Raw genomic sequence first — 12,159 nt, 5'->3', positions numbered from 1 at the left:
AGGGGTATGTTTTTTAAATCGAAAAGAGGGAGGGTGGAAGATGGAGAGGCTGGTATATCTCGATCACGCAGCTACTTCGTGGCCCAAGCCGCCGGAGGTGGCTGCAGCTATGGTGGAGGCCTTGGAAAAGTCAGGGGCCAATGCTGGGCGGGGCAACCACTCACTGGCTATCGGGACGGGGCGGGTATTAGTTCGTGCACGAATGCTGCTGGCAGAGTTGTTTGGTATAGCGAATGCTCAGGATATTGCGTTCACCCATAACACAACTATGGGGCTAAATATGGCTATTAAGGGTACACTTCAACCAGGGGATCATGTCGTTTCAACGATGACAGAGCATAACTCAGTGCGCAGACCGTTGGAGTATTTGCGCCAGAGCATCGGGATTGAAGTGGATTATATACAGGTGGACCGCGAGGGCCAAATCAATCTTCACGAGCTTCAGCGTTCTCTGCGTCCTAACACCCGGATGGTGATCTGCAATCACAGTTCCAATCTGCTGGGAAGTATTCTGCCGATTGGGGATATCGGTGACATAGTGAAATCGCATGGGGCTGTGTTCCTGGTAGATGCCGCTCAAAGTGCAGGGGCGCTTAATATTGATGTGGCGTCTATGAATATTGATCTGCTGGCATTTCCGGGACATAAAGGGCTGCTCGGTCCGCAAGGAACCGGGGGGCTGTATATCTCTCCTGGGCTGGATTTGGAACCGCTGATGCATGGAGGGACTGGCAGTCAGTCGGAGAACAGCGAGCAGCCAAGTGTTCGCCCGGACCGTTATGAGGCAGGGACACAGAATGCCGTCGGAATAGCTGGTCTGCTGGCTGGCGTGAAGGCGGTTAAGGCGCTGGGAGTGGAACAGATTCATATGCAGGAATGGAAGTTGACACAGCTGTTGATGGAGGGCTTGGCTGCTATTCCGGGCATGCGGATTCTGGGCCCGGCACCGGGCGCTCCACGCAGCGGAATTGTGGCTTTTGTTGTAGAGGGGCAGGAGTCGGCGCATATTGCCCACCGGCTGGACCGCGAATACCAGATTGCCGTGCGGGCAGGAATGCACTGTACACCGCTGGCCCATCAAGCAGCGGATACTCTGGCTAGCGGAGCGGTAAGGGCGAGTGTGGGAGTGAGTTCCACGGAAGCGGATGTTCAGCGGCTGCTGTTAGCTATGGACGAAATGTACGGCGTATCGCGTTCAAGCTAATAAGTGGATAAGGATTCAGGTGGATTATACAGGTCGGTGTCGTTACAGCGTAGGAATTCTTATTTTTGTATAAAGGATGATTCAACATGTCGGAGTTAAATGAAATCATAAGCGAGTATTTATCGGCGTTCATCATGGGCTTTGCCGGGGTAATCATACTGATGGCCATTATGATGATCGTCCAGGGTGCCAGGCTTCGCAGAATGCGGAGCCGGTACGAAGCCATGATGGGCGGGAATGGCATAGAGGATCTGGAGAATCTGCTGGTCAACCTGAAGAATCAGGGGGATATGCTGGAGGAGGTCCAGCTGGAGCAGAAGACGCTGCTTGAAGCGGCACATACCAAAATGCGCGGCATGAAGTCGAAGGTGGCCATGAAGCGCTATAATGCTTTTGGAGAACGCGGTAATGACCTGAGTTTCTCGCTTGCCATTCTGGATGACAACCACAGCGGGATTGTGCTGAGCAGTCTGCACAACCGCGAGAACTCATATATCTATGCTAAGCCGATTGAACAGGGAGAGACCCCGTATGCTCTGTCACCGGAGGAGAAGGAAGTTATTGCTCTCGCGTTGCAGCAGATCTAGCATGCAGGTTCCACTGCTTCAAGGCAGAGTAGAGGCTGGATGAAATAATATCCGACAAGCGCATCACCAGGCTTAATCTGGTGTTCTGCAATACGAAATATTCCATGAATCCTCCCACATTAACGATGCCGGTCAAATGGATATCGCCAACGGGGGGAAGCTGCTTGTTGACCCCTGCGCCAGGACGCAGCGGACCTTCAACCACCTGAATGCAGCCGACGCTGGTGGACTGGCCGAGACAGGCGTCAATGGCGATGATGAACGGGTTGGCATGCTTTTGGTACACAAGGCTAACTGTCTCTTCCAGGTTAATGGCATGTACCGGCTCCTCCAGCGTTCCGTAGAGATGGAACAGCGGGCTGTGAAAGCGGGCCAGTGTCGTGCCGACCAGGGGGCCAAGAGAATCGCCGGTCGAGCGGTCCGTGCCCACGCAGATAATGACAATGGGCGTATCCGGACGGGTGCGCGAAAAGTGGAACAGCAGACGGTGGGTAATGGCAGAATAGATATTGGGGTCGGCATGTGATATTTTTAAACAGGATGGTTCTTGCAGCGGTGGAGCTTTGGAAGAGAAATTCATATAATCGTCCTTTCTGAGGCGGCGACTGCAAATCACGGAAAATCAGCTGAAAAAGCAATCAGGCTGCCAGGCTGCTGATTATGCAAGGCTTACGTCCGCGGGAGCGTGTTCTGATGATCCTAGTATATGGATGGAAGTGGTTTTTTATACTATGGCGGCAATAGATAGGACCAATAGCCCAGAGGAGGCGTGGAGTGTGGAGGAGGAACTGCTGCTAGCGTTTGATTCGACCCAGCAGGCGCTGCGCGCCGAGATGCTGCTTGAATATGCGGAGATTGAAATCGATATCTTCCCTACGCCCAAGGAGATCACCGCCGGCTGTGCGATGTCGATCCAATTCTACCGGAGTGCGTTGGATGAGGTAAGGGTCCTGGTCGAAGAGCAGAACGTAGAGATCCGGGGGATCTTCGCCAAGGCCATTGAGGGTGCAGGGTATGTGGAAATAACGGAGAAGGAGGGGTTCGATGATTAACAGCTTACTGGCGGCCGACGGCGTTGACGGTGTTGTTAATGATGCCGTCCGCTTCAAAGATAAATTATGGGACTGGTTCACCAATACTGATATGTGGGCCGCGGTCCTGTTTTCGGGAATCAGAATTCTCATAATTTTCATTCTGACCCGGGTGATTATCAAGGTGGTCTCCAATGTGATTGACCGGTCGCTTGAGCGGGAGACGAGGGGGAGGGCATTAGTCAATAACCGGCGCTTCTCCACGGTCGGCGGACTGATGAAGAATGTGGTTACCTTCTTCTGTAACTTCACCATGATTCTGCTGGTTCTGTCGGAGTTCAACTTCGATCTGAAGCCGCTGCTCGCCGGAGCAGGGGTAGTCGGGCTGGCTATAGGGTTCGGCGCACAAAGTTTGGTCAAAGATGTGATTACGGGCTTCTTTATTATTTTTGAGGACCAGTTTGCAGTCGGGGATGTTATCCAGAGCGGAACCTATAAGGGAACGGTAGAGATGATTGGCCTGAGGACGACCAGACTGTTAAGTGCTACGGGCGAGGTACACATCATTCCTAACGGCACGATTGTTAATGTGACGAATTATTCGCTGGCGAATGCACTGGCTGTAGTAGATGTTCCGGTTAAAATCGAACGCGGGCTCGAAGCCACCCTGGCACTGATCGGCGAGGCGCTTCAGGGCATCGAGGAACGCAGCTCCAGTGTCATTGCCTACCCTAATATTCTGGGAATCCAGTCGATGAGCACCTCAGAGTATGTCATCCGCATAGCGGCGAATTGCCTGCCTAATGCCAGAGACGCTGCCGAGCGGCAGATTCAGAATGATATCAAGCATGCTCTGGAGAAGCAGAGCGCCCTGGAGGCTGCTAAGGCCGAGCAGGAGGCGCGTGAGCAGGCGGAGAGGGAGGCAAGAGAGGCTGAGGCGGCCCGTGAGCAGGAACGCATAGAGGAAGCCCGTAGAGCCCGTGAGGAGCAAGAGGCCAGCCCAAGAAGGCAGGTAGCTGCTGCGCAAGAGGCAGAGGAGGGGGAAGAGTAATGGAACGCAAGGTATTCGGGCTGGGTGATATTGTGCAGATGAAGAAGCAGCATCCCTGCGGAAGTAACGAGATGGAGATTATCCGTATGGGGATGGATATCCGGATTAAGTGCACCGGCTGTCAGCACAGTGTCCTCATTCCCCGCGCCAAATTCGAAAAGAATCTGAAGAAGGTCCTGCATTCAGCGGATAGTGGAGCGGAGAATAATTAAGCTGGCGCAGGAAGCGAAACGCAAATGAATAACGCTTGCAATTGTGCGATTAGCATGATATGATAATTCTTGCTGCGGAGAGGTACCCAAGAGGCCCAAGGGGGCTGACTCGAAATCAGTTAGGCGTGTCAAAGCGTGCGTGGGTTCGAATCCCACCCTCTCCGCCACTTCAGCAATTATATTCTTAATTTATGAGACCTCCGTTCTGATACGGGGGCTTTTTTGTGTCTGTATACGCAAAAAGAGAGACCTTCGCAGGTCTCTCTTCCAGAGGCAGTACATCAATGACGTTCGGAAATCTCTGTCTATAGCTACTACTGTGATTGGGTAATGCCAAAGCTGTTACTCCTTTTTACAGAGCCAGCTTCACTCTCCCCGGGTACGATAGCTGCTGAATTCAGAATCCCTGTGATCGTGTTCGTCTGCGACGTTCAACGGAACCACACCTCTCTTTTGTACTGCCTGGGTCTAGTATGCGCAGCCTTCAAGGTTTTATACCTGGCTGCTGAAATTAATGGACACGGGCCTTCTCGACTTTTTTCCACTTGCGGTTCTGGTTGCTGGTCTCCGGGAAGGTGTCGCCTTTCTCCATTGTAATCCGCTTCGGATTCTGAATCTCCGTGTGGAAGCTCCGCGCTTCGCCTACCTCGGTGTAAACGCCCGGGTTGGGGGCTTTGTCGCCCTTTTCATACTCCGTCTGTTCGCCCATTGGTGAATAACCTCCTGTAATCGAATGATGAAGCTGTTATATTGTGGCCTTGACGATGAGGGATTACTCAGAGGTTCTTACGGAATCCGCCAACATTTTTTGGGGGTCCAGCATCTGGTACGTATTAATAAAACTTGCAATCCTCTGCTGGGTTTGGTATATTGATTTGGTGCGAGTCTATGTTTGTGCTCGTTCCTTGCTCCTGACCTGATCAGGGGCCGCAGACCATAAGGAGGTGAAAATTATGCGCAAATATGAAGTCATGTACATTATTCGTCCTGACATTGAACAAGAAGCCGTTCAAGCAGCAGTCGAAAAATTCCAAGGCATCATCTCCAACGGCGGAGAAATTACAAAGCACGATGTGCAAGGTAAACGCCGTCTTGCGTATGAGATCAAGAAACATCGTGATGGCGTTTTTGTTTTGGTTAACTTCAATGCAGAACCTGCAGTAGTTACTGAGCTTGAGCGTATCATGAAGATTTCTGACGAAGTAATTCGTTATCTCATTACGAACGACGTTGCCTAAGATATTGACAAGCTTTGTAACGAATCGCGCTATTAAGGAGGGGACCTAATTGTTGAACCGTATCATTCTGATCGGTCGGTTGACCCGTGACCCGGAACTTCGTTATACTCCTGCTGGTGTTGCCGTAACACAGTTTACGCTTGCCGTAGACCGTAACTTTACGGGCCAGAACGGTGAACGCGAGGCGGACTTTATCCCGGTAGTAACCTGGAGACAGCTGGCTGAGACCTGTGCCAATTATTTGCGCAAAGGAAGACTGGCAGCCGTGGAAGGACGCATCCAAGTACGGAATTACGAGAATAACGAAGGCAAACGTGTATACGTTACTGAAGTTATTGCCGATAATGTCCGTTTCCTGGAATCCGCGCAGAGCCGTGAAGGCGGAAATGCATCAAGTGGTGGAAGTATGCCTGAAGAGCCAGCCTTCGGTGGCGGCGGTAACGGCGGGAACAGTGCTCGCGGAAATGGCAACAACAATAATTTCTCGCGTAACAACAATACCCAAGATCCTTTTTCGGGCGATGGAAAACCGATCGATATATCGGACGATGATTTGCCATTTTAATAAGGAAGGACTGAACTGAACATGGCTTTCAAACCAAGAGAAGGTGCGGACAACGACAAAAGACCGGCACGTCGTGGTGGACGCAACAAGCGTAAAAAAGTGTGCTATTTCACTGTGAACAAGATTACTCACATTGATTATAAAGACACTGAGCTTCTTAAGAAGTTCATCAGCGAACGCGGAAAGATCTTGCCGCGTCGTGTAACGGGTACAAGTGCAAAATACCAACGCGCTCTGACTATTGCTGTAAAGCGCTCGCGTCAAATCGCGCTGCTGCCTTACACAACAGAATAGGACGTTTTATGAAGCAGCCGGCTTAGCCGGCTGCTTTTTGTATGGGATAACCCATAATTGACAAACGGATTCCAGGTGTAGTAAATTACAGGTATCCTATAACTAAAGGGGAAATTTTGATGTTGGTGAGCGTTCTTAACTAAGCAATTTCATATCGTTCCGGCTGTTAGCCGCCGCATGCTCTGATTTTGCCGGGGGCATGTCTTGTTGGAGTCTGTCCTGATGACATCTCTGACTGAGTAGACTGCGGGCTGCTGGAATGAATGATTTAGTTAAGAACACACGCGAAGCGTCATGATGGCCTCTTGATCCGGCTATTGTTCTCTTTGTGATTAACCGTGCTCTTGCAGCACGGTTTTTTCTGTTTTTAGTCGTCTTCCCGTAAGGGGCGGGACTCTGAAGCCAAAGAGAAGCAGCAGCAGCAAAAAGAGGGCGAAGACTGCCGTGGTGGCGGTTCTTTGCCCTCTTTTTGCGTTATGCGCAGTGGATTGGGATAAGAAATATACTTGTATACAAGGAGGAACTCAAGTTGAATCTGCAAAGTCTGCACACATTGGAATATGAGACGATTAAGCAGGAATTGCTGCGTTATGCGGTATCTTATGAGGGAAGAAGGGTTGTCAGAGAGCTTCAGCCAATGATCTACCTGCCGGCGATACACCGGGCGCTTGAGGAGGCGCAAGAAGCGAAGGAGCTGCTGGAGCGCGGAGCCAGTGTGCCGATTCCCTCGCTGGAGGGCATTGAATGGGTGCTGTCACTGCTCGGGACCGGCTATATGTACAATGAGCAGGATTTCACCGCAGTCTCGCTGTTTCTGAACAGCTGCGGACAGCTCAGGAAATACATGGCCGCCAAGGAGCAGATAGCGCCGCGCATCGCCGCTTACGGGGCATCCCTTCAGGAGCTGAATGGGGTTCGGGACGAGATAGAACGGTGTATCCGGCTGGGCGTCATTGATGACCACGCCAGCAAAGGACTGGAACGGGTCCGCAAACGGCTGGCAGTCGCCAAGGAGCGCCTGCACCGGAAGCTGGAGAGTATTATGAACCGCCACAAATCCATTTTACAGGAAAGTCTGGTCAGTATGCGCGGCGGGCGGTATGTCATTCCGGTGAAACGGGAGTATCACAAGCAAATTAGGGGCTCGGTGCTGGACCAGTCCACCAGCGGGCAGACGGTATTCGTGGAGCCGGATGAGGTGGCCTCGTTACAGGGAGAAATCGAGCTCCTGACTGCTGACGAGGCTCGTGAGGAAGGAATAATCCTGAGCATGCTGACAGGGCTGTTAGAGCAGGAACAGGCCGCTATCCGGCTGAATATTGAGGTGACGGGCATGTATGACTTTATTTTCGCCAAAGGGAAGGTTGCCCGGGTAATGGATGCGGGGCCGGTTGCTCTGAACGAACGCGGTTATGTAAGGATGAATGGAGGCCGTCACCCCCTGCTGAAGGATATGGTGCCGGTCAGTCTGGAGCTCGGTCAAGGGTATAAATCGCTGATCGTGACCGGGCCGAATACAGGCGGCAAGACGGTTGTGCTCAAAACCCTGGGCCTGCTCGTATTAATGGCGCAGTCCGGCCTGCTGGTACCGGTTGATCCCGGCAGTGACTTCGCGGTCTTCACCAATGTAATGAGCGTTATCGGAGACGGACAGAGCCTGACACAGTCCCTAAGCACCTTCTCGGCACAGATGAAGAGTATTGAAGGAATGCTCTATGATGCCGGCAGAGGCGTGCTGCTGCTGATTGATGAGCTGGCTGCCGGCACAGACCCTGGTGAAGGGTTCGCGCTGTCCATCGCGATTCTGGAGGAGTTGAACCGAAAGGGGGCTAATATCGTGGTAACGACCCACTTCAATGAGCTGAAGGCCTTCGCGGCGGCAACGGCAGGCTTCGAGAATGCACGGATGGAGTTCGATAAGAACACGCTGCAGCCGCTGTATAAGCTAACGATTGGCGAAGCTGGAGAGAGCTACGCGCTGCAGATCGCCGAGAAGCTGGGTATTGTCCATTCCGTTATCGAGCGGGCCAAACAGCTTGTGACAGAGCAGCAGGGACACAGAGGCGGCCACAGCCCTTGGAAGGACGCTATCAGAGCTGCTGAGAGAGCTAAAGCAGCGCAGAATGAAATAACTGCAAAAGCGGATAGAACGGCTGAAGGACAGCAGGGAAACGTTGCATCACAGGAGGCGCATACTCCAGTACCTGAATTTGCGATAGGAGATGCTGTCTATGTCAGCTCTTTAGGGCGGACGGGAATTGTCTATGAGAAGAAGGACAGCCGGGGGAGGGTCGGAGTGATGATCCAGAAGCAGAAGCTGAGTATTAACCACAAACGGCTGAAGCCTTATCTGTCCAAGGAGGAGCTGTACCCCGAGGATTATGATTTTGATATTATTTTTGAGAGCAAGGAGACCCGGAAGAAGCGTAAGCTGATGCGGAAAAAGCATGTAGAGGGCCTGAGCATCATCCATCCGGGAGAGGAAAATTAAGGCGCTGCTATAGCTGAAGTCTGCCCGTCAGGGCAGGCTTTTTTCTACATCGGAAGGGTTCTGGGCTGCCCCGAAATAAATTAAAGACTTCACTTTACAGTGAATATTGTATATCCTCTATAATGTGGAATAATTATTTGTCCATAATCTGCATAATAGGCATTACAGTAAAATCTAGTGTAGAAACCGCTTACATTACTGTGTGATCCAACCCGGGAGGGAAGAAATATATGTCAAACCGACTCATCGGCAGACTGATGCTACCGCTTGCGCTCTTGGTGGCATTGTCGGCATGCAGCGGGCCAAGCCCGGCCGTCAAGAATGTTGTGGCGCGCCTTAGCCAAACAGCCGATGAACCCATTACAGGCGGGACTGTGACCTTCGGCTACCCGTCCGCTTTTCAAGGGATCTTTGAACCGGCATTCTTCGAAGGAGAAGATGATTCCAATGTGCTGGAGTTCACCACTGAGGCCATGTTCACTGTGAAGGATGATTTGTCCACCGCTCCTAATATCGCCAGCTGGCAGGAGTCCGAGGATCATACGGTGTTCACATTCACCATTAAGCCCGGGGTCCGCTGGCATAACGGGGATGAGCTGACCGTGGAGGATTGGAAGTTTGCTCTGGAGACTATCGCCAGCCCGGAGTATACGGGTTCCAGATACTATAGCGTTGAGATGATCAAGGGCGCAGAAGCGTACCACCAGGGCCAGGCGAAGGAAATTACAGGGCTTAAGGTGATGGACCCGTATACGCTGCGCATTACAATGAATTCAGCACGGGTGAACGTGATTGATAATCTGTGGGCCTACCCGATGAACAAGCGGTACTTCGCGGGAGTGGCAGTTAAGGATATGCTGGACAGCGATCAGGTGCGCAAGCGGCCAATTGGCACGGGTCCGTTCATGGTAACCAGCATTGTGCCGGGCCAGACGGTGGAAATGAAACGGTTCGATAATTATTACAAGGGCGGAGCGCTTCTGGACGGGATTACTTATAAGGCGATCGACAGCAAGGATATTACCTCTCTGCTTGAAGCAGGAACTGTCGATATGGCGGCTTTGCCGCGTGATGCCTATGAGGCCGCAGGGCAATTGGATAACGTAGAGATTAGGGTCACACCAGGAATGTCGTTTGAATATATCGGGTTCAAGTTTGGACACTGGGATGAGACAGACGGTCAGGTGGTAATGGATAATCCCAAGTTCAAGGATAAACGACTGCGTAAGGCAATGTATTATGCACTTGACCGGCAAGGGATTCTAGATAAATATTCCTATGGCCTTGGGACGCTTATCGAGACACCTATCCCCAGCTCCAGCTGGGCCAAGATCGCGGATGAGGAGATCGACACCTATCCCTATTCTCCGGAAAAGGCTGGGAAGCTGCTGGATGAGGCCGGGTATCTGGATCTAGACGGGGATGGACTCCGCGAAGATCCCGGCGGCAAGAAGCTCGTTATTCACTATGATGCGATGAGCGGCAGCAAGACAGCTGAGGCCCGGACGGCAGCCATTCTCCAGAATTGGCGTGATGTCGGGCTGGATGTGCGGCTCAGCGGAGGAAGCCTCAAGGAGCTGAATACCTTTTATGAAGCTGTGGAGTCGGATGATCCGGCAGTGGAGCTGTTCAACGGCGTGTGGGGACTGGCCAGCGACCCTGATCCTTCGGGCTTATGGCGCGCTACCGATTCGTGGAATTACCCCCGGTGGACGTCGAAGCGCAGTGAGGACCTGATCCGGGAAGGGGTTAGCCTGAAGGCGTATGATAAGGACTTCCGGAAGGAAATCTACTATGAATGGCAGAAGCTGATCAATGATGAGGTTCCAATGATCTTTTTTGCTGAACGCTCGGATATTACTGCGGTGAATAAGCGCCTGCAAGGGGTAACAATGAACGCTTTAAGCAATATCATCAATCCGCAGAGCTGGTGGATTAAGGATACTGAATAGGCTAAGAGGATGGTCTGATCTGCTGTGTTAAGTGGCTGAACAGACTGTCTTTTTTTATTTTTTTTGGCTGAAAAAGAATCAAAACGCCGTTTGCTGCGTCATATACTTTATGGAATATAAGCGGCCTAAGTGTCAAAGTTGTCGTTATTTGTTGTTTCTTTTTAGTGGTGAAGTGATTACAATAGAAATATTGTTTATGTGTCAAAGCCGTTTTCCAGGTTTATTCTACAATTAGAACGACCCGAATCCCGGAAAGGGGGAATAATACCATCTGAAGCAGGGCGGCGTACAGCAGCTAGAACAGCCCACTCATGACTGCCTTGGAAGCCCAGGCGGCCATTGTAAATAGATTACGTTCATAATATGTACATTCCACCATAAAGAAGGAATCAAAAATGATGAATAAGCTTAAAAAAATAAAAAAAAGATACATTGCGCTCATTCTGGTACTGGTGATTGCAGCCGGAGGGTTTCTGTTCCAGAAGCCGCTGGCTGTGCTGGCATTCGACCTCTTTTTATCCGATCAGGTGGAGCAGAAGCTGACGGATGCATCCTATGTGCCTCTGGAGAATAACACCAGCAAGACACCGACTTCCGTTAAGGCTGAACCCGTGGCACTCAAAAGCGACCCGTTCTCTCTGATGCTTCTTGGTACAGATCAGCGGAAGAATGAAACCGCACGCTCAGATACCATGATGTATGCGGTGATCCGGCCGGAGGATTATAAAATTCTGCTGATCTCCGTTCCCCGGGATACCTACACGGAAATTATCGGATACAAGGACAATAAGAAGGATAAAATTACACATGCGTATGCATTCGGCGGGCAGCAAATGTCTAAGGACACACTGGAAGCGCTCCTCGGCCATGATATTCAATATTATGCCACCATCAACTTTCAGGGGCTGAAGGATGCTGTCGATGCCATTGGCGGTGTGCCGCTCCCGATCAAGAAGGATATTGTCAACAAAGGCAAAGACCATGAGAAATTCACCATTAAGGCCAATAAGTCGAATTATAGCGGCGAAGAGGCACTTAACTATACCCGTTACCGTGAGGATAGCGACTTCAACCGGACCAAACGTCAACAGGTCTTTATTGATGTCGTAGCGAATAAAATGTTATCGATCAGCCAGATCGGCAATATTCCTGAGCTCCTGGATATCATGGGCGACAACTTCAAAACGGATATTCAGCCCTCGATGATCATCAGTCTCGCCAAGAAGTTCATGGGCGGCAAGGACATGGATATCTCCAGCTTCACGGTGATGGGGGAAGGCAAACGGATGGACGGGGTCTACTACGATATAGTGAACGAAGAGGATCTGAATAAAGCCAAGGCGCTGATCGACAATTGGATGAACCCCAGCACACCGGTTGACCAGCTGATTGAGCCAGGCAAGGCCGGCAATGCGCTTGAGCCTTCGGCCACACCTGCAGTACAATAAGGATCAGAACCGATTTTCTTGACCCGTTATAAAAACAGCAGCCATTCCCTCAAGGTTAATGGCTGCTGTTTACTGTCTTCATGCTA

Annotated in this window: 13 protein-coding genes and 1 tRNA gene; 12 read left to right on the top strand and 2 right to left on the bottom strand. The window is 51.3% G+C overall.

What is annotated here, in order from left to right; genetic code table 11:
• Positions 1–40 precede the first annotated feature (40 nt).
• Together NYE26_RS31230 and NYE26_RS31225 are read left to right on the top strand one after the other, a co-directional pair.
• Positions 41–1,204: an aminotransferase class V-fold PLP-dependent enzyme gene (locus NYE26_RS31230; protein WP_339252645.1), complete on the top strand. Its 1,164-nt coding sequence runs from the start codon at positions 41–43 to the stop codon at positions 1,202–1,204.
• Positions 1,205–1,290: 86 nt separating this feature from the next.
• Positions 1,291–1,791: a DUF4446 family protein gene (locus tag NYE26_RS31225; protein ID WP_209879288.1), complete on the top strand. Its 501-nt coding sequence runs from the start codon at positions 1,291–1,293 to the stop codon at positions 1,789–1,791.
• Here the strand turns inward: NYE26_RS31225 and yyaC are convergent.
• A complete protein-coding gene (gene yyaC / locus NYE26_RS31220) occupies positions 1,763–2,371 on the bottom strand; it encodes a spore protease YyaC (protein WP_036728050.1) in 609 nt (202 codons plus the stop codon). The two genes, NYE26_RS31225 and yyaC, sit on opposite strands and share 29 nt — an antisense overlap.
• Before the next feature lie 196 nt (positions 2,372–2,567).
• Here yyaC and NYE26_RS31215 point away from each other — a divergent pair, with 196 nt between their 5' ends.
• The 4 genes from NYE26_RS31215 (at position 2,568) to NYE26_RS31200 (ending at position 4,252) form a co-directional block, all read left to right on the top strand.
• Positions 2,568–2,843, top strand: a complete 276-nt coding sequence (locus NYE26_RS31215) for a DUF3343 domain-containing protein (protein ID WP_339252642.1) — start codon at positions 2,568–2,570, stop codon at positions 2,841–2,843.
• Entirely contained in the window at positions 2,836–3,873 is a 1,038-nt protein-coding gene (locus NYE26_RS31210) for a mechanosensitive ion channel domain-containing protein (RefSeq protein WP_339252640.1), read from the top strand. The genes NYE26_RS31215 and NYE26_RS31210 overlap by 8 nt, the downstream gene beginning before the upstream one ends.
• Complete coding sequence (locus NYE26_RS31205) at positions 3,873–4,085, top strand: DUF951 domain-containing protein (RefSeq protein ID WP_036728045.1); 213 nt, start codon at positions 3,873–3,875, stop codon at positions 4,083–4,085. The genes NYE26_RS31210 and NYE26_RS31205 overlap by 1 nt, the downstream gene beginning before the upstream one ends.
• 76 nt (positions 4,086–4,161) lie before the next feature.
• A tRNA-Ser gene (locus tag NYE26_RS31200) sits at positions 4,162–4,252 on the top strand.
• 344 nt (positions 4,253–4,596) lie between these two features.
• Here the strand turns inward: NYE26_RS31200 and NYE26_RS31195 are convergent.
• The gene (locus NYE26_RS31195; RefSeq protein ID WP_036728044.1) at positions 4,597–4,794 is read right to left on the bottom strand and encodes a YjzC family protein; all 198 of its coding nucleotides are present in this window, start codon (positions 4,792–4,794) and stop codon (positions 4,597–4,599) included.
• A gap of 244 nt (positions 4,795–5,038) precedes the next feature.
• Here NYE26_RS31195 and rpsF point away from each other — a divergent pair, with 244 nt between their 5' ends.
• The 6 genes from rpsF (at position 5,039) to NYE26_RS31165 (ending at position 12,073) form a co-directional block, all read left to right on the top strand.
• A complete protein-coding gene (rpsF, locus tag NYE26_RS31190; RefSeq protein WP_036728042.1) occupies positions 5,039–5,323 on the top strand; it encodes a 30S ribosomal protein S6 in 285 nt (94 codons plus the stop codon).
• 49 nt (positions 5,324–5,372) lie between these two features.
• Positions 5,373–5,888 (top strand): single-stranded DNA-binding protein, encoded by a 516-nt coding sequence (gene ssb, locus NYE26_RS31185; RefSeq protein ID WP_036728041.1) that lies wholly within the window; start codon positions 5,373–5,375, stop codon positions 5,886–5,888.
• A gap of 21 nt (positions 5,889–5,909) precedes the next feature.
• Positions 5,910–6,182 carry a 30S ribosomal protein S18 gene (gene rpsR / locus NYE26_RS31180; RefSeq protein WP_036699837.1) on the top strand — a complete coding sequence of 91 codons (273 nt, stop codon included), beginning with the start codon at positions 5,910–5,912 and terminating at the stop codon, positions 6,180–6,182.
• A gap of 529 nt (positions 6,183–6,711) precedes the next feature.
• A complete protein-coding gene (locus tag NYE26_RS31175) occupies positions 6,712–8,673 on the top strand; it encodes a DNA mismatch repair protein MutS (protein WP_339252637.1) in 1,962 nt (653 codons plus the stop codon).
• A gap of 230 nt (positions 8,674–8,903) precedes the next feature.
• Positions 8,904–10,625 carry an oligopeptide ABC transporter substrate-binding protein gene (opp4A, locus tag NYE26_RS31170; protein ID WP_339252635.1) on the top strand — a complete coding sequence of 574 codons (1,722 nt, stop codon included), beginning with the start codon at positions 8,904–8,906 and terminating at the stop codon, positions 10,623–10,625.
• A gap of 395 nt (positions 10,626–11,020) precedes the next feature.
• Entirely contained in the window at positions 11,021–12,073 is a 1,053-nt protein-coding gene (locus NYE26_RS31165) for an LCP family protein (protein WP_036728037.1), read from the top strand.
• The last annotated feature ends 86 nt before the right edge of the window (positions 12,074–12,159 follow it).

It is taken from the genome of Paenibacillus sp. FSL P2-0136 (assembly GCF_037975325.1).
Lineage (GTDB): Bacteria > Bacillota > Bacilli > Paenibacillales > Paenibacillaceae > Paenibacillus_AQ > Paenibacillus_AQ silagei.
The sequence above is the reverse complement of the archived record's forward strand: the minus strand, read 5'-3'. Positions and strand labels throughout refer to the sequence as shown.

Coding starts and splice junctions, on each gene's coding strand:
- NYE26_RS31230 (WP_339252645.1), top strand. CDS start 41: ATGGAGAGGCTGGTATATCTCGATCACGCAGCTACTTCGTGGCCCAAG.
- NYE26_RS31225 (WP_209879288.1), top strand. CDS start 1,291: ATGTCGGAGTTAAATGAAATCATAAGCGAGTATTTATCGGCGTTCATC.
- yyaC (WP_036728050.1), bottom strand. CDS start 2,371: ATGAATTTCTCTTCCAAAGCTCCACCGCTGCAAGAACCATCCTGTTTA.
- NYE26_RS31210 (WP_339252640.1), top strand. CDS start 2,836: ATGATTAACAGCTTACTGGCGGCCGACGGCGTTGACGGTGTTGTTAAT.
- NYE26_RS31205 (WP_036728045.1), top strand. CDS start 3,873: ATGGAACGCAAGGTATTCGGGCTGGGTGATATTGTGCAGATGAAGAAG.
- NYE26_RS31195 (WP_036728044.1), bottom strand. CDS start 4,794: ATGGGCGAACAGACGGAGTATGAAAAGGGCGACAAAGCCCCCAACCCG.
- rpsF (WP_036728042.1), top strand. CDS start 5,039: ATGCGCAAATATGAAGTCATGTACATTATTCGTCCTGACATTGAACAA.
- rpsR (WP_036699837.1), top strand. CDS start 5,910: ATGGCTTTCAAACCAAGAGAAGGTGCGGACAACGACAAAAGACCGGCA.
- opp4A (WP_339252635.1), top strand. CDS start 8,904: ATGTCAAACCGACTCATCGGCAGACTGATGCTACCGCTTGCGCTCTTG.
- NYE26_RS31165 (WP_036728037.1), top strand. CDS start 11,021: ATGATGAATAAGCTTAAAAAAATAAAAAAAAGATACATTGCGCTCATT.